Here is a 23,367-nt window from a genome sequence, read left to right on the forward strand (position 1 = left end):
GCTGCTGCTGTTGCTGGTCGGCCTGATGGCCTTGTCGCGTCGCAACGCGATGAAGGAAGCCGAGCTGCAGGACAGCTTCGCAGAAGACGAGCGTTCCAACTTCTACGCCTCCGAGCAGGCCTACCCGAACGGTAGCTTCGACAGCGTCGACGACCATGCGGCGCAGAAAGAGGCCGCCCCCGTTGCGCAAGCTTCCGAGCAGGTCACTGCGCAGACCGGCGATGCCCTCGGCGAGGCCGACATCTATATCGCCTACGGCCGCTTCAACCAGGCTGCCGAGCTGCTGCAGAACGCGCTGAACGACGAGCCGCATCGCAGTGAGCTGCGTCTGAAGCTGATGGAAGTCTATGCGGAGCTGGGCGATCGCGAAGGGTTCGCCCGTGAAGAAGCCGAGCTGCGTGAAATCGGTGGCGCCAATGCCGGTATCGAGCAGCTGAAGAGCAAGTACCCGACGATGGGCTTCGTTGCGCCTGCTGCCGCTGCTAGCGCCGGCTACGCCGCGGCGGCCTACCAGCAGAACGACCAGAACGACGATCTCGGTCTTGATGACCTGGACCTCGGCGAGCCCGCTGCGCAGTCCAATGCGACACTGGATACCGATGAGTTCGCATTGAGCCTGGACGAGCTGGATCTGGCCGACGAGCCCGTGAAGCAAGAGACCCAGGCGGCGCGTGCCGGCGATGAAATGGTCCTGGACAACGGCTCCTCCAGCCAGGAAGACGATTTCTCCTTCGACCTGGGGCTGAACGACGAGATCAAGCCGGCTGCCGCGTCGCAGGATGCCGGCTCCGACTTCTCGTTCGACCTGGAAGACGAACCCAAGGCCGCCGAGTCGACTTCGGGCGACGACTTCCTGCTCAGCCTCGACGACGACCTGAGCGAAGCGCCACAAACCAGCAAGGGTGCGGACGATTTCAGTTTCGATCTGCCGAAGACCGAGGCTGCGGATGCTTCGCTGCCGGATGACTTCGACCTGTCGCTGGACGATGAGCCGGCGGCCGAAGCCGCGTCGGAAGAAGATTTCGCAGCGCAGCTGGACGAGGTCGATGCCGAGCTCGACGCCCTGTCGCAGCGGATCGACGAATCCCGTAACGATGCGGCCGATCTGACGCCTGCTGCTGCGCCCGCCGTTGCGATGGACGATCTTGGCGAAGACTTCGACTTCCTGTCCGGAACCGACGAGACCTCGACCAAGCTCGATCTCGCCCGAGCCTACATCGACATGGGCGACGCCGAAGGTGCTCGTGACATTCTCGATGAAGTCATCGGTGAAGGTAATGACAGTCAGCAGCAAGAGGCGCGCGAAATGCTCGCCCGCCTGGCCTGATGTCTCAAGCAGTACCCGCAACGGCAGCCGATGAGGCTGCCGTTGGCGTTTCCAGAATCGCCCTCGGCGTCGAATACAAAGGCTCCCGTTATCGGGGATTCCAGCGGCAGCGAGCCGGTGTGCCTTCCATTCAGGAGTCGCTCGAGAAGGCCTTGTCGAAAGTCGCTGGCGGCCATCCCGTCGTGCTGAGCTGCGCGGGTCGAACCGATGCCCTGGTTCACGCCAGCGGCCAGGTGGTGCACTTCGACACGACGGTCGAGCGCAGCATGCACGCCTGGGTGATGGGGGCGAACATGAACCTGCCGCCCGATATCAGCGTCACCTGGGCGAAGGAGATGCCGGCCCATTTCGACGCACGCTTCAGTGCCATGGCGCGGCGATATCGGTACGTGATCTACAACGATCAGATCCGCCCAGCGCACATGGCCGAAGAAGTCACCTGGAATCATCGTCCTCTGGACGTGGCTCGCATGCAGGCGGCCGCGCATGCCTTGGTGGGAACCCATGATTTCAGTGCCTTCCGCGCACGGCAGTGCCAGGCGAAGTCGCCAATCAAGACGGTGCATCACCTCCAGCTGATGCAGTACGGGCGCTTCATCATCCTCGACATCCGCGCCAACGCCTTTCTGCATCACATGGTGCGCAATTTTGCCGGCGTGCTGATGACCATCGGCTGTGGCGAGCGTCCGATCGAATGGGCTGCCGAGGTGCTCGAGTCGCGGGTTCGGCGCACCGGAGGCGTGACGGCGCATCCTTATGGCCTTTATCTGGTGCAGGTCGAGTATCCGGCGGAGTTCGAATTGCCCGAGCGATACCTGGGTCCGCATTTCCTGTCCTGGCTACCTGATTGCGCCACTGATCGGTGATTTATGGCGCATGGGTTCCAGCGCCTGGAACTGGACCTTGCAGCGGGATGGTCTTTTGTTACCATCCGGTGCTTTGGTGCTCAGGTATCGGTTAATTGTCCATCGTTCGAAGCAAGATCTGCGGAATCACCCGCGTCGAAGATGCACTGGCGGCTGCCGACGCCGGTGCGGATGCCATCGGGCTGGTCTTCTATTCCAAGAGCCCGCGTGCCGTCGATATTCATCAGGCGCGGCGGATAATCGCCGCGCTCCCGCCGTTCGTCACCACCGTCGGGCTCTTCGTCAATGCCAGCCGTTGCGAACTCACCGAGATTCTCGAGGCCGTTCCGCTCGACGTGCTCCAGTTCCACGGGGACGAGGCGCCGCAGGCCTGTTCGGGTTTCCATCGCCCCTGGTACAAGGCCCTGCGAGTCGGTGCAGGGGAGGATCTGTCCGCGCAGATCGCCCAATACAGCGGCGCCAGCGCCATTCTGCTCGACACCTTCGTCGCCGGGGTGCCGGGCGGGACGGGCCAGGTGTTCGACTGGACACGCATTCCTTCGGATATGGACAAGCCCTTGATCCTGGCCGGTGGTTTGACGGTGGAGAACGTGGCTGACGCGGTCCGCCAGGTTCGACCTTACGCCGTCGATGTGAGCGGTGGCGTCGAAGAGTCCAAGGGGATCAAGGATGCCGAACGGGTCAGGGAATTTGTTCGGCGCGTACGTCAGGCATGTGACGACTGAGGTACGGCGACCGTCCAGTACGGGTCGTCGGAATGGACCGGCAGTTTTTTCGGCACCGCTCGGCGGTGCCGTTGATGCACTGCGCATGCAGTGCGCGAGCGGAAGGGTAATCCCGCCGCGACGAGAATCCGCTCTCGGGCCAAGGGGCTTCGAGTAGAAAGCATTTGGAGAACAAAAGCATGAGCAACTGGCTGGTAGACAAGCTGATCCCTTCGATCATGCGCTCCGAGGCGCAGAAAAGCTCCGTTCCCGAAGGGCTCTGGCACAAATGCCCGTCCTGCGAGGCGGTGCTGTACCGGCCGGAGCTGGAAAAGACGCTGGATGTCTGTCCGAAATGCCAGCATCACATGCGTATCGACGCGCGCACCCGTCTGGACATCTTCCTCGATGCCGAAGGGCGCGAGGAACTCGGCGTGGACCTGGAGCCGGTGGATCGACTCAAGTTCCGCGACAGCAAGAAGTACAAGGATCGCCTGGCTGGTGCGCAGAAGCAGACGGGTGAAAAGGATGCGCTGGTAGCGATGCGCGGCACGCTCACCGGCATGCCGGTGGTGGCTTGCGCGTTCGAGTTCTCCTTCATGGGCGGCTCGATGGGTGCGATCGTCGGCGAGCGCTTCGTGCGTGCCGCCAACGCCGCGCTGGAGCAGCGTTGCCCGCTGGTGTGTTTCTCCGCCTCGGGTGGTGCCCGCATGCAGGAAGCGTTGATCTCCCTGATGCAGATGGCCAAGACGTCGGCCGTCCTGGCGCGCATGCGCGAAGAGGGGCTGCCGTTCATCTCCGTGCTGACCGATCCGGTATACGGCGGCGTTTCCGCGAGCCTGGCGATGCTCGGCGACGTGATCGTTGCCGAGCCCAAGGCGCTGATCGGTTTCGCCGGTCCGCGGGTGATCGAGCAGACGGTTCGCGAAAAGCTGCCTGAAGGCTTCCAGCGCAGCGAATTCCTGCTGCAGCACGGCGCCATCGACATGATCATCCCGCGCACCGAGCTGCGTCCGCGTCTGTCCCGCCTGCTGGCGCAACTGCAGCAACTGCCGAGCCCGGCAGCCCCGGCGCAGGTCACGGCCAGCGCATGACCCGGAGGAGCCTCGGCCAATGGCTTGGCTACCTCGAACAGCTGCATCCCTCGGCCATCGACATGGGGCTGGACCGTGTCCGCACGGTGGCCGATGCGCTGGGCCTGACGAGGCCCGCGCCCCGGGTCGTCACGGTGACGGGCACCAACGGCAAGGGTTCGACCTGTGCATGCCTGGCCTCGTTGCTGGCTGCGCATGGTCTGAAGGTCGGGGTCTATAGCTCGCCGCACCTGCGTCGCTACAACGAACGTGTCCAGGTGTGCGGGGTCGAGGTCGAGGACGCCGCGCTCTGCGATGCCTTCGCTGCGGTCGAGGTGGCCAGGGGACCGGTTTCGCTGACCTATTTCGAGATGGGCACCCTTGCGGCCTTCTGGCTGTTCGAGCGCGCCGGGCTCGATGTCGCGGTGCTGGAAGTCGGTCTGGGCGGGCGGCTCGATGCGGTCAATCTGGTGGACGCCGATGTCGCGGTGGTCACCAACATCGGCCTGGACCACGCTGAGTGGCTCGGCGACAGCCGCGACAGCGTCGCGGTGGAAAAGGCGGGCATCTTCCGGGCTGGCCGGCCGGCCCTCTGCGGCGACCTCGAGCCCCCTCGGGCGCTGATCGACGCCGCGGTCGAGCGCCAGGCATCGCTTCTGCTGCGTGGGGTCGACTTCGATCTGCAGCAGGCGCCGTCGGGCTGGTCGTGGCGGGGCAGGTCTGCCGAGGGCCATTCGCTCAGCTTCGATCGTCTGCCTGCCTTGACCCTGCCTGTCGAAAACGCGGCGCTGGCGTTACAGGCCTTCATCCTGCTCGGGTTGCCGTGGCAGGCCGAGCGTATCGGGCCGGCGCTGGCCGCGGCCCGCGTCAGCGGGCGATTCGAACGCAGGCGCCTGTCCTGGAAGGGGCGTGCGCTGAGCCTGGTCCTGGATGTCGGACACAATCCCCACGCCGCTTCCTACCTGGCCACACGCCTTGCGCAAGAGCCGCTCGACGGGCGGCGCCTGGCCGTGTTCGGCCTGCTCGGCGACAAGGACCTTGTTGGTGTCGTTGATGCACTGCTACCCTCGGTCGACGCCTGGGCCGTGGCGCCGCTCGATTCGCCGAGATCGCGGCCCGCGGCGCAGTTGCAGGAAGAACTGCAGCGGCGCGGCGCCGAAGTCGAGTCATATCCGAGCGTCGCGGCGGCACTGGAGGCCCAGTGCGAGCGAGCCGAAGCAGCAGACGAGATTCTGCTGTTCGGATCTTTTTATTGTGTCGCCGAGGCGCTTGACTGGCTCGATCGGCACGCGGAATAGGAGGCATGGCTTTGCTGGACAAGGGGCTCAAGCAACGCATCATAGGCGCGCTGGTGCTGCTGGCACTGGCGGTGATATTCGTTCCGATGCTGTTCAACCGCGAGGAAAGTGGCAGGCAGGTCGCCGTCGAGGCACCGCCCATGCCGGAGACGCCCGCCGCGCCGACGATCGAGATGCAGCCCACGCCGGTCCCCGAGCCCGAGCCTGTGCCGGAGCACTACGAGATCATCGAAGAAGGAGCGTCGGACAGCACGCCGGTAATTGCCGAGACGCCCATCGCGCCGGCCGTCGAGCCACCCCCGCCGTCCGCTGCGGCACCCGCGCCGACCCCCACCCCAGCTCCGGCGGCACCCGCACCCGAGTCGGCCAAACCTGCGCCAGCCGAGCCGCGTCTGGATGCCAATTCGCTGCCGGTGAGCTGGTCGATCCAGCTGGCGAGCCTGTCCAGCCGTGAGAACGCCGAAGCCTTGCAGAAAAAACTGCGCTCGCAGGGCTACAACGCCTATATCCGCACTGCCGACGGCCTCAATCGCGTGTTCGTGGGGCCGCTGGTGGAGCGCAGCGAGGCGACACGCCTGCGCGATCAGTTGCACAACCAGCAGAAGCTCGACGGCTTCGTGGTGCGCTTCCAGCCGGAAAACGGCTGAGTCGATGTGCTTCATCCGGGGTGCGCAACGCGCGCTTACCGGCAGGGCGGCGCTCTGCTAAAATGCGCCGCCTTTCTTCTTTGCAGAACTTGACGTGACTTTCACCTGGGTCGATTGGGCCGCCATCGCCGTTATCGCCGTCTCCAGCCTGATCAGTCTGAGACGCGGCTTCGTCAAGGAAGCGTTGTCGCTGCTCACCTGGATCATCGCCGGAGTCATCGCCTGGATGTTCGGCGGCGCGCTTTCCCATTACCTGGCCGACTACATCAGTACGCCGTCTGCACGGGTCATCGCAGCCTGCGTGCTGTTGTTCGTGGCGACGCTGCTGGTCGGCGCGCTGGTCAATTTCCTGATCGGCGAGCTGATTCGCGTCACCGGTCTTTCCGGCACCGACCGCTTTCTCGGCATGGTCTTCGGCGCGGCGCGCGGCGGCCTGCTGGTGGTGATTGCGGTCGGGCTGTTGAGCCTGGCGCCGGTCCAGGAGGATATCTGGTGGCGGGAGTCGGTCCTGCTGCCGCATTTTCTGCTGGTCGCCGACTGGTCGAAGAATTTCATTCTCGGCTTAAGCGGCCAGTGGGGTTCAGGGACGCCTGGCGTCTCGGGTTGAGGGTCAAACGGGTCAGCGCTACGCGCCGCCCGGATCTGCCAGTAACATTTCAAGAGGTTGTCCTGCATGTGTGGCATCGTCGGCATCGTCGGTAAGTCGAACGTCAACCAGGCGCTTTATGATGCGCTTACCGTACTGCAACACCGCGGGCAGGATGCGGCCGGTATCGTCACCAGCCATGAAGGCCGGTTGTACCTGCGCAAGGACAACGGCCTGGTCCGTGATGTCTTCCAGCAGCGTCATATGCAGCGCCTGGTCGGCAACATGGGCATCGGTCATATCCGTTATCCCACGGCCGGCAGCTCCAGCTCCGCCGAGGCGCAGCCGTTCTACGTGAACTCGCCGTACGGCATCACCCTGGCGCACAACGGCAACCTGACCAACGTGGCGCAGCTGAACAAGGAAATCTACGAATCCGACCTGCGTCACGTGAACACCAGTTCCGACTCGGAAGTGCTGCTCAACGTGTTCGCCCATGAGCTGGCGGTGCTGGGCAAGCTGCAGCCCACCGAGGAGGACGTGTTCGCCGCCGTCACCAAGGTGCATGAGCGTTGCCGGGGCGGCTATGCGGTGGTGGCGATGATCACCGGCTATGGCATCGTCGGTTTCCGCGATCCCAACGCGATCCGCCCGATCGTCTTCGGTCAGCGTCATACCGACGAGGGCGTGGAGTACATGATCGCGTCCGAGAGCGTCTCGCTGGATGTGCTGGGCTTTACCCTGATCCGCGATCTCGCACCGGGCGAGGCGGTCTACATCACGTCCGACGGCAAGCTTTTCACCCGCCAGTGCGCGGCCAATCCCAAGTACGCGCCGTGCATTTTCGAGCACGTCTACCTGGCGCGCCCCGACTCGCTGATGGATGGCATTTCGGTCTACAAGGCCCGTCTGCGGATGGGCGAGAAGCTTGCCGACAAGATTCTGCGCGAGCGCCCGGATCACGACATCGACGTGATCATCCCTATCCCCGACACCAGCCGTACCGCGGCGCTGGAGCTGGCCAACCGGCTCGGGGTGAAGTTCCGTGAAGGGTTCGTCAAGAATCGCTACATCGGTCGGACCTTCATCATGCCCGGCCAGGCGGCGCGCAAGAAATCGGTGCGTCAGAAGCTCAACGCCATCGACCTGGAATTCCGCGGCAAGAACGTGATGCTGGTGGATGACTCCATCGTGCGTGGCACCACCTGCAAGCAGATCATCCAGATGGCGCGCGAAGCGGGCGCCAAGAGCGTCTACTTCTGTTCGGCGGCGCCGGCGGTGCGTTACCCGAATGTCTATGGCATCGACATGCCCAGCCCGCACGAGCTGATCGCCCACAACCGCACCACGGAAGAGGTGGCCAACCTGATCGGCGCCGACTGGTTGGTTTATCAGGACCTGCCGGACCTGATCGAGGCGGTCGGTGGTGGCAAGGTGAAGATCGACAACTTCGATTGCGCGGTGTTCGACGGCCAGTACGTCACCGGCGACGTGGACGCGGCGTACCTGAACAGCATCGAGCAGGCCCGCAACGACGCCAGCAAGAGCAAGGCGCAGGTGGTGAACGCGATCATCGACCTGTACAACGATTGAAACCCGGCCTGCCGGTCGGCAGGCGGGACCGCAGGGTGTGAACGACTATGACGATTGAATGGGATGCCGGACGGCTCGACAGTGATCTCGAAGGCGTAGGCCAGGACACCCTGGCGGTGCGCGCCGGCCAGCGTCGTTCGCCCGAGGGCGAGCACGGCGAAGCGCTGTTCTTCACCTCCAGTTACGTGTTCCGCACCGCGGCCGACGCCGCCGCCACGTTTGCCGGCGAGGTGCCCGGCAACGTCTACTCGCGTTACACCAATCCGACCGTGCGGGCGTTCGAAGAGCGCATCGCCGCGATGGAGGGCGCGGAGCAGGCCGTGGCCACGGCTTCCGGCATGTCCGCCATCCTGGCGACGGTGATGAGCCTCTGCTCGGCCGGCGACCACGTGCTGGTGTCGCGCAGCGTCTTCGGTGCGACCGTTTCGCTGTTCGAGAAGTACCTCAAGCGCTTCGGTCTCCAGGTCGACTATGTGCCTCTGACCGACTTTTCCGCCTGGCAGTCGGCGTTCCGTGACAACACCCGGCTGGTGTTCGTCGAGTCGCCTTCCAACCCGCTCGCCGAGCTGGTCGACATTCCGGCGCTGGCCGAGCTCTGTCATGCCAAGGGCGCGATGCTGGCGGTCGACAACTGTTTCTGCACACCGATCCTGCAACAGCCGCTGGCGCTGGGGGCGGACATCGTCATCCACTCGGCGACCAAGTACATCGATGGCCAGGGTCGTTGCCTCGGCGGCGTGGTTGCCGGGCGCAGCGAGCAGATGAAGGAAGTGGTCGGCTTTCTCAGGACGGCGGGCCCGACCCTGAGCCCGTTCAACGCCTGGGTGTTCCTCAAGGGCCTCGAAACCCTGCGCTTGCGCATGCAGGCCCACTGCGCCAGCGCCCAGCAGCTGGCCGAATGGCTGGAGCAGCAGCCGGGCGTGGAAAAGGTCCACTACGCGGGCCTGCAAAGCCACCCCCAGCACGAGCTGGCCCGGCGGCAACAGAAAGCCTATGGCGCGGTGGTGAGCTTCGAGGTGAAGGGGGGCAAGGAGGGTGCCTGGCGGTTCATCGATGCGACGCGCCTGATCTCGATCACCGCCAACCTGGGCGACAGCAAGACCACCATCACCCATCCCGCCTCCACGACCCACGGGCGTCTCTCTCCCGAGGAGCGGGCCAAGGCCGGAATCCGCGACAGCCTCGTTCGGGTGGCGGTTGGCCTGGAGGACATCGAGGATCTCAAGGCGGACCTCGGTCGAGGGCTCGGCGCGCTCTGATCGAAAGAACGAAAAGCCCGGAGCATGCTCCGGGCTTTTTTTTGCCTGCTTGAGGAGGTTACTGGCGCAGGTCGATCGCTGGCGCCGGCTCGCCTTGTCCGTCGAACAGCTGCTCGGGGTACGCCGGCAGGATGGTCGGGCTCTCCGAGGCGGTCTCGATGACGCGGATGTCGCTGTATTTCTTCCCGGAAAGCGCGGCGATACCGGCGCCGTCGCGTATCACCGTGGGACGCAGGAACACCATCAGGTTGCGTTTGGTGTGGGTTTCCTGCGTCGAGCGGAACAGCCCGCCGAGCACCGGAATGTCGCCGAGCAGCGGTACCTTGGATGCCGTGCGGGTCACGTCGTCCTGGATCAGGCCGCCCAGCACGATGACCTGGCCGTCCTGCGCGAGGATGGTGCTCTTGATGGAGCGCTTGTTGGTGATCAGATCGACGGCCTGGGCGGTGAGGGAGGCCGACGGCGCGATCGAGGAAATCTCCTGTTCGATCTTCAGGCGCAAGGTGGCGCCTTCGTTGATGTGCGGCGTCACTTTCAGGGTGACACCCACGTCCTGGCGCTCGATGGTGGTGAACGGGTTGCTCGCCCCGGTTCCGTCGGTGGTATAGGAGCCGGTCTGGAAGGGCACGTTCTGGCCCACCAGGATTTCCGCCTCCTGGTTGTCGAGGGTCAGCAGGCTCGGGGTGGACAGCAGGTTGCTCTTGCTGTTGGACGAAATGGCGGTGATCAGCGCGCCGAAGCTGCTGGTGCCCAGGCCGATGATCGCGCCATCGGGCAGGTTGGCCGGGATTTCGTTGTCGTTGATCGCGTTCAGCACGCTGCCGATGGAGAGCCCGGTGTTGCCGAAGCTGACGCCGCCGACACCACCTCGTCCGCCGCGCGCATCGACCGCCCACTGCACGCCCAGGGCGTCGGTGATATCGCCGGAGACTTCGACGATGGCCGCTTCGACCATCACCTGGGCGCGCGGGACGTCGAGCTGGCGGACGATGCTTTCCAGCGTCCCCACCAGCTCGGGGTCGGCCAGCAGGACCAGCGCATTGAGGCTTTCGTCAGCGCGGATCAGGATGTTCTGGGTGCGCGTGGTGGTGCCTTCGCCCTCGGGTGCCGCCAGCCCTTCGGAAATGTCGCCCAGCGTCTCGGCAAGCGCCTTGGCGTCGTTGTGGCGCAGGCGGATCACACGGGTGTTGGCCGAGCGAGTGGCCGGGGTATCGAGGCTCTGGGCCAGATGGGAAAGCTTGGTGCGGGCATCGGCGGGCCCCATGAAGATCAGCCGGTTGGTGCGCGAGTCGGCGATGATCTGGGTGCCGGTGGTGCCCTTGGCCTCGCCGCGCAGCATGGTGTTCCTCAGGACCTCGGCAATGTCCACGGCCCAGCCGTTCTTCAGTGGCAGCACGGTGTAGTCGTTGCTTTCGGCGCGATCGAGCTGGCGCACCAGATCCTGAATGCGGGCGATGTTGGCGCTGCGGTCGCTGATGATCAGCGCGTTGGCCGAGGTCACCGCGGCGAGATGGCCGTATTGCGGGACCAGGGGGCGGATCAGCGGAATGAGTTCAGCCGCCGAGCTGTGCTGGACCTGGATGACGCGGGTTTCGAGCTGGTCGCCCCCGGTCGGACCGCCACCCGCTTCGGCCTTGGCCTCGGCGTTGGGCACGATGCGGGCGACTCCGCCCTGGGTCAGCACGCTGAAGCCGTGGGTGGCCATCACCGACAGGAAGAGTTGATAGACCTCGTCGGTCGACAGCGTGGCGCTGGAGACGACGCTGACCTGGCCCTTCACACGCGGGTCGACGATGAAGGTCTGTCCGGTGAGCTGGCTGACCTGATCGACGAACGCGCGGACATCGGCATCCTTGAGGTTGATCGTCCAGCCATCGCCCTGTTGCGTGGCGGTGGGCTCGATACCCTGTTCCTGGGCGGCCAGCGGAAGAGGCGCGGAGGCGGCAAGGCCGACGGCGATCAGGGCAATGAGCGGGCGTGAGAAGAGCGGCGGCATCGTTCAGTTGTTTTCCATGGTCTGTTCGTCGGGAGGGCTGTTGTCGGCCTGGTTTACGGTCTCTTCCATTTGTTGGCGCAGGGCCTCCATCTGCTGCTGGAGCTGCGCTGCATCGGGTTCCTGGGGCTCCTGGGTGACACCAGGCTGTTCGGCGCCATAGTCGGGGTATTCGGGCTCGGGAATCGGCTCGGGCACGTAAGTGGAGGTGCGCACGCGGGGGAAGGTCAGTGATTCCAGCTGGCCGTCGCGCAGCACCTCGACTCGATCAGGATAGACCTGTTGCAGGCGGATGCCGGACGCCACCTCGGCACCGGCCTGGAACAGCTGTGGTGGGCTGCCCTCGCGCTGGATGATGGCGGTGGAACGCTGCGGATCGCGATGGACGAAGCTGCCGAGCAGGGTCAGCCCGAGCTGCTGACTGGGGGCGGAATTCGTCGCGACTGCGGGAGGTGGTCCGAACAGTGCTTCCATGCGGCGCATGTCCGGCGCGGTGGCGACCGTTGCGGCCTGGCCCTGCTGTCCGGTGACAGGGGCACGCTGCAGCTGGATCCACTCATTGATCTGCCAGGCGAGATAAAGGGCGAACAGGGCGATGAGGGCTGCGGCGGCAACCACCGGGAGGCGATGACGGTACTTTTTCAGGATACCTGGCGCAGGCAAGCGAGACACTCCGTGGTGCTTGTAGTTATGTCCGTGAGGTCTTTCACGATCATATCAGCATAAATCTGTGACACCGCAAGCCGGACGGGATGACCGATACCGCGAGGCGGGTTCGGTGAATGATCAAATTTGGCTGCGGCGGACAGGTGACCGCGTGCGGATGAATTAGTTGCCCTCAGGAGCGCAGGGGAGGGGATTTTCCGGCGAATGGCGGCTTCAACAAAAAAACTTCATATTTCTTATTGACTTGCCTCGGGTGCATCAGTAAATTGCGCGCCTCGCAAGGCGATCGGCTGATTAGCTCAGCTGGGAGAGCACCTGCATCACACGCAGGGGGTCGGCGGTTCGATCCCGTCATCAGCCACCAACCCTTGTGAATTCGGACGAAAGTCCGGCCGACGCGCAGCGGTAGTTCAGTCGGTTAGAATACCGGCCTGTCACGCCGGGGGTCGCGGGTTCGAGTCCCGTCCGCTGCGCCATATATCTCCACCTTCGCAAGAATGGATGGAACAAGGAAAGCTGCCTCGAGCAGCTTTTTTTGTGCCTGTCGAAAAGGCACCCGAAGCGCCTGGCTTGCTGGGACGGCAGCCGAGGGAGCCGGTGTGCTCGGGTCGATCGCTTGCCAGCGGTCGCTCGGCTAGCGGCCGTTCGCGGCTTCGAACGCCTCGAGGTAGGCCTGCAGGGCGCGCGGCATCTCGCCGGTCAGGATCGGCTCGCGCAGTGCTTCATCGCTTTCGAGCAACATCTCCTTGATCATCCCGAACGGCAGGCTGAACAGAGTTACGGCGTAGGCCTGTCGGGCCAGTTCGCTGGCGCCGGGCAGTCGCACGGCGATCACCCGTTCCATCAGCCCGAGCATCCGCGCCTTCAGTTCCCGGTGATCGGTGTCGGGCGTGGCGTGCGTCAGGTGCAGGAAATCCGGATGGCCCACGAAATAGTCCAGGAACGGGCATAGCAGGTGACGGACCACCTGCGCCGAGCTGAAGCCGGCCCATGCCGCATCGGAGATCGGCTCGATGCGTTCGAAGATCGTGCGGACCACGCCCAGGTGGCGATCGCCCAGTGCCTTAAGCACGCTCTGCTTGTCGGGAAAGAAGTGGTAGAGCGAACCGATGGACGTGCGGGCCTCGCGGGCGAGGCCGTGCATGGTCAGCGCGGCTTCGCCCTGGGCGCACAGCAGCCGCCCACAGGCATCGAGAATGGCATCGACGCGCTGCTGGCCGCGCGCCTGCTGTGGCGCGCGCGCGGCGCGTGAGGTACCGGCCAGGCCCGCATTCTGCGCGGCGTCTTCCGGTGTGTCGGGGGAAGCGATCATGGCGCCATCCTAGCAAACTGCGCCTGGCTTCACGCGATGCGCTCACGGCCGGGCCGGCTAGACCTGATTGCTCGGGGTGCCGGCCTGCCAGGCGGCCACGTTGCTCAGGGTGGTGGAGGCGATGGCGGCCAGCGCTTCCCGGGTGAGAAAGGCCTGATGCGCGGTGATGATGACGTTGGGGAAGGTCAGCAGTCGGGCCAGTACGTCGTCCTGCAACGGGCGCTCGGAATGGTCTTCGAAAAACAGCCCTGCCTCTTCCTCGTAGACATCCAGCGCCAGGTTCCCGAGGTGGCCGCTCTTGAGCGCCTCGATCAGCGCCGGCGTGTCGATCAGCGCGCCGCGCCCGGTGTTGATCAGCATCGCGCCGGGTTTCATCTTCGCCAGGCTGGTGCGGTTGATCAGGTGATGGGTGTCGGGTGTGAGCGGACAGTGAAGACTGATGATGTCGTTCTCGGCGAGCAGGCGATCGAGTTCGCAGAGTTCGACGCCGAGCGACCGCAGTTCTTCGCTGGGTTTTGGATCGTGCACCTGAACCTTGCAGCCGAAGCCGAGCATGATGCGGGCGAAGACGATGCCGATCTGGCCGCCGCCGACCACGCCCACATGCTTGCCGTGAACGTCGAAGCCCGTGAGCCCGTGCAGCGAGAAGTCGCCTTCGCGGGTGCGGTTGTAGGCCCGCGGCAGACGGCGGTTGAGTGCCAGCATCAGCGCGACCGTGTGCTCGGCGACCGCATGCGGCGAATAGGCGGGCACCCGCACCACGGGCAACCCCAGGCGGTGGGCGGCGACCAGGTCGACGTGGTTGTAACCCGCCGAGCGCAGCGCGATCAGCCGGGTTCCGCCCAGGTGCAGGCGCTCGAGCACCGGTGCGCTGAGGTCGTCGTTGACGAAGGCGCAGACGACCTCGCCTTCCTCGGCCAGCGCCGCGGTGTCGATGTCCAGGCGCGGTTCGAGAAAGTGCAGGTCGTAGCCTTGCCGCTGGTTGGCCAGCACGAAGCTGGCGCGGTCGTAGGGCTTGCTGCTGAACAGGGTGATGCGCATGAGGTCTCCTGGTGCAGTGGCGATACGGGCCTTGGCAGCTTAGACGGTGATCGCCGGGGCAGGGCATCCGTGCCGCTCGGCGGGTGGCCTGAGGTCGAGCTGAACCGCTGCGAAAGCTGTCCGGTCGGACATTGGGAAGCCCGTCGTAGCGCCGCTACGCATGGAAACCAGAGGGCCTTCGTCGCCCGTCGATTCCGGAGGACACCATGACCGATTACCCACGCCCACCCTTTCCCGAACAGCCCCAGGCCGTCCCCGGTTCGCAGCAGAAGATGGACCCGACGCCCGACTGCGGCGAGCAGAGCTACAAGGGCAGTGGCCGCCTGGCCGGAAAGGTCGCACTGATCACCGGCGGCGACAGCGGCATCGGGCGTGCCGTGGCCATCGCCTATGCCCGTGAAGGCGCCGATGTCGCGATCGGCTATCTGGACGAGCACGAGGATGCCAAGGAGACCGCGCGCTGGGTGGAAGAGGCCGGACGCAAGGTGCTGCTGTTGCCCGGCGATATCGCCCAGCGCCAGGTCTGTCTGGATCTGGTCAGCAAGACAGTGGAGGCGTTCGGCCGGATCGACATCCTGGTCAACAACGCCGCCTTCCAGATGAGCCACCCCACGTTCGAGGAAATCACCGACGAGGAGTGGTTGCGCACCTTCGATACCAACATCACCGCGATGTTCAGGATCTGCCAGGCGGCGCTGCCGCACATGCGCGCCGGCAGTTCGATCATCAACACCTCGTCGGTCAACTCCGACATGCCCAAGCCGACCCTGCTGCCCTATGCGACCACAAAGGGCGCGATCGCCAACTTCTCCGCCGGGCTTGCGCAGCTGCTGGGCGAGAAGGGCATCCGGGTCAACAGCGTCGCGCCGGGGCCGATCTGGACGCCGCTGATTCCCTCGACCATGCCGCCGGAGGAAGTCTCCGAGTTCGGCGGCAGCGTTCCGCTGGGGCGGCCGGGACAGCCTGTGGAACTCGCACCGGTCTACGTGATGCTGGCGTCGGACGAAGGCAGCTACATCAGCGGTGCGCGCATCGCTGTTACCGGCGGCAAGCCGATCCTGTGAGCCCACGAGGCATCCGGCCGCGGCCGGGTGCCTCAGACCACCAGCAGCACGATCGCGTAAGCGGTGGCGCCACCGATGAAGGCGCCGACGTGGCCGTTGTTTTCTTCCGGCAACTCTTCCTTCAGCACGTTCAGGATGATGCCTCCGGCGACGAACGCGGCCAGCGCGGCGACCGCGAGCTCCGAGACCTCGGTGGCGATGCCCAGCGCCCAGCCGACCAGCACGGAGGCGGCCAGCACCCAGCGGCCGCAGCGCCGGTAGAGCTTGTTGTGGGCGCTCTGCAGGGCGAAATCGTTGACCAGAAGGTGAAGTCCCATGGCGATGGTGAACCACACGAGTTCAAGGGCCGCCGGTGAGTCGCGATGCACGAGGAGGTAGCCGATCAGCGCGTTGTAGCCGGCAAAGGAGGCGACGTGCAGCCAGAACACGCCGCCATGGGATTCAGCCTGATCGGGTAGTCGGTCACGGTGCTTCTTGATCAGGCACTCCAGGCCGTAGAAACACATCAATCCGGCCAGTGCCAACAGGTAGGCGTGGTGCTCCAGGTAGTCGAGCAGATCGAACTCGGCGCTGCTCATCACATCCTGGCCGGCCGCCAGCAGGGGAAGCAGATGGATGAAGACGTAGGCGACCGATACGCCGCCGGCGGCCGAGAGCCAGCGCCTGCGTGGCAGGTCGTCGAGGACCTTCAGCCGACCGGTGAAGAAATGGACCGCCGCCAGCACCAGGGCGGCCAGCAGCGAAAGGATCATGGGGGCGATGCGTTCCGTTGGCGGCAAGGCTTCACTGGTCCGACTGCACCCTGGCGGGGTTCGTTCACACGGCGAGTGGCGGGCCTGTGACACTAGGCCCCAGGGCTCGCAGGCTGTTTGCGCTTCTAAGGGGGCACCCTTTCTGTTTTCCTGTTGTCCCTAATTGCAGCGTGCACCTGCATACCTTGCGTAGCGGTTATAAGAAGAGGAAGTGTCCATGTTCGGTTTGGAGGCATTAGACCTCGCGCGAATACAGTTCGCGTTCACCATCTCGTTCCATATCATCTTTCCTGCCATCACCATTGGTCTTGCCAGCTACCTCGCGGTGCTCGAAGGGCTGTGGCTGAAGACCAAGCAGGAGGTCTATCGCGATCTCTACCATTACTGGCTGAAGATCTTCGCGGTCAATTTCGGGATGGGCGTGGTCTCCGGGATCGTCATGGCGTATCAGTTCGGGACGAACTGGAGCGGCTTTTCGGAGTTCGCCGGGAGCGTGACCGGGCCGCTGCTGGCCTATGAGGTGCTCACGGCCTTCTTCCTCGAGGCGGGCTTCCTCGGCGTGATGCTGTTCGGCTGGAACCGGGTCGGTCCGGGGCTGCACTTCTTCTCCACCGTGATGGTGGCGGTCGGCACGCTGATTTCCACGTTCTGGATCCTGTCTTCGAACAGCTGGATGCACACCCCGCAAGGTTACGAGATCGTCAACGACGTGGTGATTCCGGTCGACTGGTTCGCCATCGTCTTCAACCCTTCGTTCCCCTACCGGCTGCTGCACATGGCGACCGCGGCCTACCTGGCGACCGCGTTCTTCGTCGGCGCCGCTGCGGCCTGGCACCTGCTGCGCGGACGCAACACGCCACCGGTGCGCAAGATGCTGTCGATGGCGATGTGGATGGCCCTGTTCGTCGCACCGATCCAGGCGGTCATCGGCGATTTCCATGGCTTGAATACCCTCAAGCACCAGCCGGCGAAGATCGCCGCGATGGAAGGCCATTGGGAAAACAGGCCGGGCGAAGCCACCCCGCTGATCCTCTTCGGCTGGCCGGACATGGAGCGGGAAGAAACCCGCTTCAAGGTCGAGATTCCCTACCTGGGCAGTCTGATCCTCCAGCACAGCCTCACCGAGCAGGTGCCGGCGCTCAAGGAGTTCGCGCCCGAAGACAGGCCCAATTCCACCATCGTCTTCTGGACCTTCCGCGTCATGGTGGCGATGGGGCTGCTGATGATCCTCTGCGGCCTGTGGAGCCTGGTGCTGCGTTTCAAGGGCACGCTGTTCACCTCACGCCCGTTCCTGACCATGGCCATGTGGATGGGGCCGTCGGGGATCATCGCGATCCTGGCGGGCTGGTTCACCACCGAGATCGGGCGCCAGCCCTGGGTCATCTACAACGTCATGCGCACCGCCGACGCGGTGACGCCCCATAGCGCGACCCAGCTGAGCGTGACGCTGGCGATGTTCGTGGTCATCTATTTCGCCGTGTTCGGCGTGGGCTTCGCCTATGTCATGCGCCTGGTCCGCAAGGGTCCCGTGGTGCACGAAGGCAAGGAAAAGGGTGCAGGCGGGCCGGGCGAGAAGCGCACGCCGATGCGTCCGCTCTCCGCGGCCGACGAGGACATGCACGAAAACAAGGGCGACGAACTGGGCGAGAGGAACTGACATGGGCGTTGATCTTTCCTTAATCTGGGCCGTCATCATCATCTTCGGCCTGATGATGTACGTCGTCATGGACGGCTTCGACCTGGGCATCGGCATCCTCTTTCCGTTCGTGCAGGAAGAGAGCAAGCGCGATGTGATGATGAACACCGCCGCGCCCATCTGGGACGGCAACGAGACCTGGCTGGTGCTCGGCGGGGCGGGGCTGTTCGCTGCCTTTCCGCTGGCCTATTCGGTGGTGCTGCCGGCGCTCTACCTGCCGATCATCTTCATGCTCATGGGGCTGATCTTCCGGGGCGTGGCCTTCGAGCTGCGCTTCAAGGCCACCCAGCTCAAGCGGCACATCTGGGACAAGTCGTTCATCGGCGGCTCGATCTGCGCGACGTTCTTCCAGGGCGTGGCGCTGGGAGCCTTCATCAGCGGCATGCCGGTGGAGGATCGGCGTTTCGCCGGTGGCGCACTGGACTGGTTCACGCCGTTCTCGCTGTTCTGCGGGGTGGCGCTGATCGTCGCCTACGCCTTGCTCGGCTGCACCTGGCTGATCATGAAGACCGATGGCGAGTTGCAGGAGCGCATGCGCAAGCTGGGCAAGCCGCTGGTGCTGCTGTTGTTGCTGATGATCGGCATCGTCAGTATCTGGACGCCGCTGACCCACCCGGATATCGCCGACCGCTGGTTCACCACGCCGAACCTGTTCCTGTTCATGCCGGTGCCGGTGCTGGTCCTGCTGTGCACCTTCTTCCTGCTGCGCTCGATCCGCAGCGAGGCGCACTACACGCCGTTCCTGCTGACCCTGGGGCTGATCTTCCTCGGCTACAGCGGCCTTGGCATCAGCCTCTGGCCGAACATTATCCCGCCGTCGGTGACGATCTGGGAGGCGGCCGCGCCGCCCGAAAGCCAGGGCTTCGCCCTGGTGGGTGCGCTGCTGATCATTCCCATCATCCTGGTGTACACCGCCTGGAGTTACTACGTGTTCCGCGGCAAGGTGACGGCCGATGACGGCTATCACCACTGACGGCCAGGCCGGGGAGGGCGCGCCATGGATATGAAGCCCGACGACAAGGGTTCGAAGGAGCAAAAGCCGCTGTGGCAGCGCATGGCCTGGCTGGTGGGCCTCTGGGGCGCCAGTGTGCTGGCGCTCGGGACGCTGGCCTATGTGATCCGCCTGTTCATGTCGGCGGCCGGACTGACCACCTGATCCGGCTCGGCATTCATCCAGGCCGCGCGCCCTCTCGTGAGGCGTCTGCGGCCCTCAGCCGGCCTGCCGCTGCGCGCGACGGAATTCCCCGGGTGTCTGTCCGCTCCAGCGCTTGAACGCCCGCTGGAACGCCTCGGCCGAGGCGAAACCCAGCAGCCAGGCGATTTCCCCGAATGCCGCTTCGGTGTCGCGAATGTAGGCCATCGCCAGGTCGCGCCGGGTGTCGTTGAGGATGCTCCGGTAGCTGGTGCCTTCCTCGGCGAGTTTCCGGCGCAGCGTCCAGGTCGGCGTCTGCAGGCGCTGGGCGATCTGTTGCAGGTCCGGTTCCTGACCCTTGAGCAAGGGCCCGAGAATCTGCGTGATGCGCTCGCGCAGGCTGCGTGTGCGGGTGCGCTGCTCCAGTTCCGCTTCGCAGAGCTCGAGCAGGTGGCGCCAGGTGCCGGGACAGTGCTCGGGGTTGCGCAGCGCCAGAGCGGGCTGGTCCAGGCGCAGGGCATTGTCGGCGGCGCCGAAGATCAGCGTCGGCCCGAAGAGCGGCTCGTAGCGCGGCGCGTACGCCGGTGCCGGGAATTCGATGTGCACCGCCGCGGGCATCAGCCCATGGCCGGCGATGGCGCCGAGCTGGGTGATCCAGCTCGCCAGCACGGTGTCGACCACGAAGCGGTTGTAGGCGTTGTAGGGGCTGATCGAGTAGAAGCGCAGCCAGGCGCCGCGGCTGTCTTCCTCGAAACGGGAATGGCCGCGGTAATTGGCGGCGTACAGCGGTTCGTAGCGCGTCAGGGCGCGTGCCGCCTCGCGTACCGTCGGGGCCTGGGCCGCGGTGATGCCGGCCAGACCCATGTGGCTGGCCTTGCGCAGCCGGCCCATGTCCAACCCCAGCGCGGGGTCGTCGGCGAGCTGGATGGCCGCATGGCCCAGGCGCATGTAGCGGGGAATCGACAGCTGGGCACGCGGATCGGCCAGGCGTGCCGCGTCCAGCCCGTAGCTTTCCAGCAGCGGGGAGGCATCGATGCCTTTTTCCGCCAGCGCGGCGCCGAGGCTGTGCACGAAGCCTACCGAGAGGTCGCCGAGCTTGACCCGGGCCGCCGTCATGGGCGTTCGGACAGCCAGTGGTTGACCAGACGCACCGGCATCTGGTGGTTGGGCGCCTGCGCCCTGCGCGGCGAGCCCAGCAGGTTCCAGGGCAGGCCGAGGGTGGTCACCGCGATCTGTGGCAGCTCCTGCGGCAGTGGCGCGGCGTCGGGGCCGCAGGTCTCGATCGTCACGGCTCCGGGAATCGCCAGGATATCGGTGCGCTCGTCGACGCCGGCATAGGCATCGCAGCCGAGAGCGACCTGCAGCCGTCCGGCCGGCGTTTCGACCGGCGCCGGTCGGGGCTGCTCCGAGGCGTCGCTGTAGCGCCGCTCGTAGCGGCTGACCGAGTGCTTCTGCCAGAGGCCATCGAGTGGCTGCCCGCTGGCGTCGAACACCAGGCTGATCTGGCGCAAGGGGCCGTCACCGACTTTCAGGGTGCGGTCTTCGAGCCGTGGCTCGGGCAGCACCACGGAGCCGGCGACCAGCGTCACGCCGAATTCGGCGGCCAGCTGGCCGAAGATTTCCTGGTAGGCCTCGGCCATCTGCGAGGCCTTCATCCGCAGCACGGCATCGGTGCGCCGGTCGTCGCCCTCGTTGGCGAGCAGGGCGCCGAGGTAGCGAAACGGGTTGCTCATGGCCATCAGCTGCATGGCGTCGCGCAGGGTCCTGGCCTGTTGCACCTCGGCCTTCTCGCCGAGGGCGAACAGGCCGGTGCCGACGTGTTCGGGCAGCACGACGATGGTCTGCGGGCCGAGCATGCCAGCCTGGCGCGCCTGTTCCAGGTAGGTGGCGAACTTCAGGTGCAGCCGCTCGTGGCTCTGATAGTCGGCGGGCATCAGGCGCGTCTCCACGCCGAGCAGGTTGGGGCCGGCGCCCGGTTCGCCCTCGCTGGTGATGGGGAGCAGGCGCAGGTCCGAGAGCAGCGGGCCGCTCGCCCGGTCGCGTGTCCACTGCAGGTAGAGCAGCAGGGCCGCAAGCGACAGCAGAACGACAAGGACGAGCCTGAGAAGACGACGCATGAAAGGCCACGAGGTTGGATGACCGGGCCAGCCTAGGGCGGTCGCGGCAAAAAGCCAAGTCGAGGTGCGCAAAACGATCATTAAGTTGTGTGTTTCGATCATTGAGCGAGGCGTTGAGCCTGACTATCGTTCGGCGCATACCGACCGCGGCCCCACGAGGCGCGGCAGCTCGATGAGGATCGATCAATGACTGCTTACCCACACCTGCTGGCCCCGCTGGACCTGGGCTTCACCACGTTGCGCAACCGCACGCTGATGGGCTCGATGCATACGGGCCTTGAGGAAATGCCCAACGGCTTCGAGCGCATGGCCGCCTATTTCGCCGAGCGTGCGCGCGGTGGCGTCGGTCTGATCGTCACCGGCGGCGTCGGGCCGAACGAAGAGGGGGCGGTGCGCGCGGGCGCGGCCAAGCTGTCGACGCCCGAGGAGGCCGATGAGCACAAGGTGGTGACCCAGGCGGTACACGAGGCGGGTGGCAAGATCTGCATGCAGATCCTCCATGCCGGGCGTTATGCCTATAACCCCCAACTGGTGGCGCCGAGCGCGATCCAGGCGCCGATCAATCCGTTCACCCCGCGGGCGCTGGACGAAGAGGGCATCGAAAAGCAGATCCGAGACTTCGTCAATTGCGCGAGCCTGGCCCAGGTGGCCGGCTACGATGGCGTCGAGGTGATGGGGTCCGAAGGTTATTTCATCAACCAGTTCCTGGTCGCCCACACCAACCAGCGTGACGACCGCTGGGGCGGCAGCTACGAGAACCGCATGCGTCTGCCGGTGGAGATCGTGCGGCGGGTGCGCGAAGCGGTCGGCCGCGATTTCATCATCATCTACCGCTTGTCGATGCTCGACCTGGTCGAGGGCGGCAGCAGCTGGGAAGAGATCGTGCAGCTGGCGCGGGCCATCGAGCAGGCCGGCGCCACGCTGATCAACACCGGCATCGGCTGGCACGAGGCGCGCATCCCGACCATCGCCACCAAGGTGCCCCGCGCGGCCTTCACCAAGGTGACCGCCAAGCTGCGTGGCGAGGTGTCGATTCCGCTGATCACCACCAACCGCATCAACATGCCGGAGGTCGCCGAGCGCGTGCTGGCCGAGGGGGATGCCGACATGGTGTCCATGGCGCGGCCGTTCCTGGCCGACCCGGATTTCGTCAACAAGGCGGCCGCCGGACGCAGCGAGGAGATCAACACCTGCATCGGCTGCAACCAGGCCTGCCTCGATCACACCTTCAGCGGCAAGCTGACCACCTGCCTGGTCAACCCGCGCGCCTGCCACGAAACCGAGCTCAACTACATTCCCACCGTGCAGACCAAGCGCGTCGCCGTGGTCGGCGCCGGCCCGGCCGGCCTGGCGGCGGCCTCGGTCGCAGCCGAGCGTGGCCATCAGGTGACGCTGTTCGATGCGGCGGACGAGATCGGCGGCCAGTTCAACGTCGCCAAGCGGATACCCGGCAAGGAAGAGTTCTACGAAACCCTGCGTTATTTCGAGCACCGGTTGCAGCGCACCGGTGTCGACGTCCGGCTCGGCACGCGGGTGGAGGTCGGCACGCTGGTCGAGGGCGGTTTCGACGAGATCGTCCTGGCCACCGGCATCGCTCCGCGTACGCCCGACATTCCCGGCGTCGAGCATCCGAAGGTCATCGGGTACCTGGACGCCATCCTGGGCCGCAAGCCGGTGGGGGCGACCGTAGCGGTCATCGGCGCGGGCGGTATCGGCTTCGATGTCAGCGAATTCATCACCCACCAGGGCCAGAGCACCAGCCTGGACCGCGAAGCCTTCTGGAAAGAGTGGGGCATCGATCCGCAGCTGTCCGTGCGCGGAGGCGTTGCCGGGGTGCAGCCACAGCCGCAGCCGGCGGCGCGCCAGGTCTATCTGCTGCAGCGCAAGGCGTCCAAGGTGGGCAACGGGCTGGGCAAGACCACCGGCTGGATCCACCGTGCCGGGTTGAAGCACCGCAACGTGAAGATGGTCAGCGCGGTGGAGTACCTGAAGATCGACGACGCCGGCCTGCACGTGCGTATCGCCGGTGGCGAGCCGCAGGTGCTGCCGGTCGAGACCATCATCCTCTGCGCCGGCCAGGACCCGTTGCGCGAGCTGCAGGCGGGCCTCGAGGCGGCTGGCTGCCGGGTGCACCTGATCGGTGGCGCCGACGTCGCGGCCGAACTCGATGCCAAGCGTGCGATCGACCAGGGATCGCGCCTCGCGGCAGCGATCTGAGCCCCAAGCCCCGCCCCGCAGCGG

At 65.5% G+C, this 23,367-nt stretch carries 21 protein-coding genes and 2 tRNA genes; 16 read left to right on the top strand and 7 right to left on the bottom strand.

The genetic code is table 11. The features are described 5' to 3' along the window. The 9 genes from DN824_RS12050 to DN824_RS12090 all read left to right on the top strand — a co-directional run. On the top strand, positions 1-1,327 hold a 1,327-nt coding region (locus DN824_RS12050), incomplete at its 5' end, for a motility hub landmark protein FimV (RefSeq protein ID WP_138408651.1). Beyond that, complete coding sequence (gene truA, locus DN824_RS12055) at positions 1,327-2,193, top strand: tRNA pseudouridine(38-40) synthase TruA (protein ID WP_138408652.1); 867 nt, start codon at positions 1,327-1,329, stop codon at positions 2,191-2,193. The genes DN824_RS12050 and truA, both read left to right, overlap by 1 nt. A 95-nt stretch (positions 2,194-2,288) precedes the next feature. Beyond that, positions 2,289-2,918 carry a phosphoribosylanthranilate isomerase gene (locus DN824_RS12060; RefSeq protein ID WP_138408653.1) on the top strand — a complete coding sequence of 210 codons (630 nt, stop codon included), beginning with the start codon at positions 2,289-2,291 and terminating at the stop codon, positions 2,916-2,918. A gap of 179 nt (positions 2,919-3,097) precedes the next feature. Continuing rightward, positions 3,098-3,991: an acetyl-CoA carboxylase, carboxyltransferase subunit beta gene (gene accD / locus DN824_RS12065; RefSeq protein ID WP_138408654.1), complete on the top strand. Its 894-nt coding sequence runs from the start codon at positions 3,098-3,100 to the stop codon at positions 3,989-3,991. Next, complete coding sequence (gene folC / locus DN824_RS12070) at positions 3,988-5,268, top strand: bifunctional tetrahydrofolate synthase/dihydrofolate synthase (protein WP_138408655.1); 1,281 nt, start codon at positions 3,988-3,990, stop codon at positions 5,266-5,268. The genes accD and folC overlap by 4 nt, the downstream gene beginning before the upstream one ends. Positions 5,269-5,273: 5 nt before the next feature. Next, the gene (locus DN824_RS12075) at positions 5,274-5,915 is read left to right on the top strand and encodes an SPOR domain-containing protein (protein ID WP_138408656.1); all 642 of its coding nucleotides are present in this window, start codon (positions 5,274-5,276) and stop codon (positions 5,913-5,915) included. A 94-nt stretch (positions 5,916-6,009) separates the two neighbouring features. Further along, on the top strand, positions 6,010-6,522 hold the full coding sequence (locus tag DN824_RS12080) for a CvpA family protein (RefSeq protein ID WP_138408657.1): 513 nt from the start codon (positions 6,010-6,012) through the stop codon (positions 6,520-6,522). 66 nt (positions 6,523-6,588) lie between these two features. Then, a complete protein-coding gene (purF, locus tag DN824_RS12085; protein ID WP_138408658.1) occupies positions 6,589-8,094 on the top strand; it encodes an amidophosphoribosyltransferase in 1,506 nt (501 codons plus the stop codon). Positions 8,095-8,141: 47 nt separating this feature from the next. Beyond that, entirely contained in the window at positions 8,142-9,353 is a 1,212-nt protein-coding gene (locus DN824_RS12090; RefSeq protein ID WP_138408659.1) for an O-succinylhomoserine sulfhydrylase, read from the top strand. A gap of 58 nt (positions 9,354-9,411) precedes the next feature. Here the strand turns inward: DN824_RS12090 and gspD are convergent, their stop codons facing one another. Continuing rightward, a complete protein-coding gene (gene gspD, locus DN824_RS12095) occupies positions 9,412-11,349 on the bottom strand; it encodes a type II secretion system secretin GspD (protein ID WP_138408660.1) in 1,938 nt (645 codons plus the stop codon). A 3-nt stretch (positions 11,350-11,352) separates the two neighbouring features. Further along, positions 11,353-12,009 carry a type II secretion system protein N gene (locus DN824_RS12100; RefSeq protein ID WP_138408661.1) on the bottom strand — a complete coding sequence of 219 codons (657 nt, stop codon included), beginning with the start codon at positions 12,007-12,009 and terminating at the stop codon, positions 11,353-11,355. Between the two features lie 291 nt (positions 12,010-12,300). Between DN824_RS12100 and DN824_RS12105 the strand changes: the two genes are divergently transcribed. Together DN824_RS12105 and DN824_RS12110 are read left to right on the top strand one after the other, a co-directional pair. Beyond that, a tRNA-Val gene (locus DN824_RS12105) sits at positions 12,301-12,376 on the top strand. A gap of 35 nt (positions 12,377-12,411) precedes the next feature. Next, positions 12,412-12,488 (top strand) — tRNA-Asp (locus DN824_RS12110). Positions 12,489-12,646: 158 nt separating this feature from the next. On the opposite strand, the gene DN824_RS12115 is transcribed toward DN824_RS12110, so the two are convergent. Both DN824_RS12115 and DN824_RS12120 read right to left on the bottom strand, forming a co-directional pair. Then, on the bottom strand, positions 12,647-13,324 hold the full coding sequence (locus tag DN824_RS12115; protein ID WP_138408662.1) for a TetR/AcrR family transcriptional regulator: 678 nt from the start codon (positions 13,322-13,324) through the stop codon (positions 12,647-12,649). A 57-nt stretch (positions 13,325-13,381) separates the two neighbouring features. Next, positions 13,382-14,365 carry a 2-hydroxyacid dehydrogenase gene (locus DN824_RS12120; protein WP_138408663.1) on the bottom strand — a complete coding sequence of 328 codons (984 nt, stop codon included), beginning with the start codon at positions 14,363-14,365 and terminating at the stop codon, positions 13,382-13,384. Positions 14,366-14,571: 206 nt separating this feature from the next. On the opposite strand from DN824_RS12120, the gene DN824_RS12125 reads away from it, so the two are divergent. Next, positions 14,572-15,429 carry an SDR family oxidoreductase gene (locus DN824_RS12125; protein WP_138408664.1) on the top strand — a complete coding sequence of 286 codons (858 nt, stop codon included), beginning with the start codon at positions 14,572-14,574 and terminating at the stop codon, positions 15,427-15,429. Between the two features lie 32 nt (positions 15,430-15,461). On the opposite strand, the gene DN824_RS12130 is transcribed toward DN824_RS12125, so the two are convergent. Next, positions 15,462-16,178: a hypothetical protein gene (locus tag DN824_RS12130; RefSeq protein WP_138408727.1), complete on the bottom strand. Its 717-nt coding sequence runs from the start codon at positions 16,176-16,178 to the stop codon at positions 15,462-15,464. Positions 16,179-16,398: 220 nt separating this feature from the next. Between DN824_RS12130 and DN824_RS12135 the strand changes: the two genes are divergently transcribed. From DN824_RS12135 to DN824_RS12145, 3 genes are read left to right on the top strand one after another with little or no spacing between them, the layout of a single operon-like run. Continuing rightward, positions 16,399-17,838 carry a cytochrome ubiquinol oxidase subunit I gene (locus DN824_RS12135; RefSeq protein ID WP_138408665.1) on the top strand — a complete coding sequence of 480 codons (1,440 nt, stop codon included), beginning with the start codon at positions 16,399-16,401 and terminating at the stop codon, positions 17,836-17,838. 1 nt (position 17,839) lies between these two features. Then, entirely contained in the window at positions 17,840-18,850 is a 1,011-nt protein-coding gene (gene cydB, locus DN824_RS12140) for a cytochrome d ubiquinol oxidase subunit II (RefSeq protein WP_138408666.1), read from the top strand. Positions 18,851-18,880: 30 nt separating this feature from the next. Further along, the gene (locus DN824_RS12145) at positions 18,881-19,033 is read left to right on the top strand and encodes a DUF2474 domain-containing protein (RefSeq protein WP_414718301.1); all 153 of its coding nucleotides are present in this window, start codon (positions 18,881-18,883) and stop codon (positions 19,031-19,033) included. Between the two features lie 54 nt (positions 19,034-19,087). Here DN824_RS12145 and DN824_RS12150 read toward each other — a convergent pair whose 3' ends face one another. Both DN824_RS12150 and DN824_RS12155 read right to left on the bottom strand, forming a co-directional pair. Continuing rightward, positions 19,088-20,125, bottom strand: coding sequence for an AraC family transcriptional regulator (locus DN824_RS12150; protein WP_138408668.1), 1,038 nt, complete (start codon positions 20,123-20,125; stop codon positions 19,088-19,090). Next, entirely contained in the window at positions 20,122-21,126 is a 1,005-nt protein-coding gene (locus DN824_RS12155) for a carbon-nitrogen hydrolase family protein (RefSeq protein WP_138408669.1), read from the bottom strand. Before DN824_RS12155 ends, DN824_RS12150 begins: the two co-directional genes overlap by 4 nt. 186 nt (positions 21,127-21,312) lie before the next feature. Here DN824_RS12155 and DN824_RS12160 point away from each other — a divergent pair, with 186 nt between their 5' ends. Then, on the top strand, positions 21,313-23,343 hold the full coding sequence (locus DN824_RS12160) for an NADPH-dependent 2,4-dienoyl-CoA reductase (protein ID WP_138408670.1): 2,031 nt from the start codon (positions 21,313-21,315) through the stop codon (positions 23,341-23,343). Positions 23,344-23,367 lie beyond the last annotated feature (24 nt).

The organism is Stutzerimonas nosocomialis, assembly GCF_005876855.1.
GTDB classification, from domain to species: Bacteria; Pseudomonadota; Gammaproteobacteria; order Pseudomonadales; family Pseudomonadaceae; genus Stutzerimonas; species Stutzerimonas nosocomialis.

Bases quoted from the DNA above. Each gene is read 5' to 3' on its own strand.
- accD (WP_138408654.1), top strand. From the start codon at position 3,098: ATGAGCAACTGGCTGGTAGACAAGCTGATCCCTTCGATCATGCGCTCC.
- DN824_RS12125 (WP_138408664.1), top strand. From the start codon at position 14,572: ATGACCGATTACCCACGCCCACCCTTTCCCGAACAGCCCCAGGCCGTC.
- DN824_RS12120 (WP_138408663.1), bottom strand. From the start codon at position 14,365: ATGCGCATCACCCTGTTCAGCAGCAAGCCCTACGACCGCGCCAGCTTC.
- DN824_RS12090 (WP_138408659.1), top strand. From the start codon at position 8,142: ATGACGATTGAATGGGATGCCGGACGGCTCGACAGTGATCTCGAAGGC.
- DN824_RS12160 (WP_138408670.1), top strand. From the start codon at position 21,313: ATGACTGCTTACCCACACCTGCTGGCCCCGCTGGACCTGGGCTTCACC.
- cydB (WP_138408666.1), top strand. From the start codon at position 17,840: ATGGGCGTTGATCTTTCCTTAATCTGGGCCGTCATCATCATCTTCGGC.
- DN824_RS12115 (WP_138408662.1), bottom strand. From the start codon at position 13,324: ATGATCGCTTCCCCCGACACACCGGAAGACGCCGCGCAGAATGCGGGC.
- folC (WP_138408655.1), top strand. From the start codon at position 3,988: ATGACCCGGAGGAGCCTCGGCCAATGGCTTGGCTACCTCGAACAGCTG.
- DN824_RS12135 (WP_138408665.1), top strand. From the start codon at position 16,399: ATGTTCGGTTTGGAGGCATTAGACCTCGCGCGAATACAGTTCGCGTTC.
- DN824_RS12155 (WP_138408669.1), bottom strand. From the start codon at position 21,126: ATGCGTCGTCTTCTCAGGCTCGTCCTTGTCGTTCTGCTGTCGCTTGCG.
- DN824_RS12075 (WP_138408656.1), top strand. From the start codon at position 5,274: ATGGCTTTGCTGGACAAGGGGCTCAAGCAACGCATCATAGGCGCGCTG.
- DN824_RS12150 (WP_138408668.1), bottom strand. From the start codon at position 20,125: ATGACGGCGGCCCGGGTCAAGCTCGGCGACCTCTCGGTAGGCTTCGTG.
- gspD (WP_138408660.1), bottom strand. From the start codon at position 11,349: ATGCCGCCGCTCTTCTCACGCCCGCTCATTGCCCTGATCGCCGTCGGC.
- purF (WP_138408658.1), top strand. From the start codon at position 6,589: ATGTGTGGCATCGTCGGCATCGTCGGTAAGTCGAACGTCAACCAGGCG.
- truA (WP_138408652.1), top strand. From the start codon at position 1,327: ATGTCTCAAGCAGTACCCGCAACGGCAGCCGATGAGGCTGCCGTTGGC.
- DN824_RS12145 (WP_414718301.1), top strand. From the start codon at position 18,881: ATGAAGCCCGACGACAAGGGTTCGAAGGAGCAAAAGCCGCTGTGGCAG.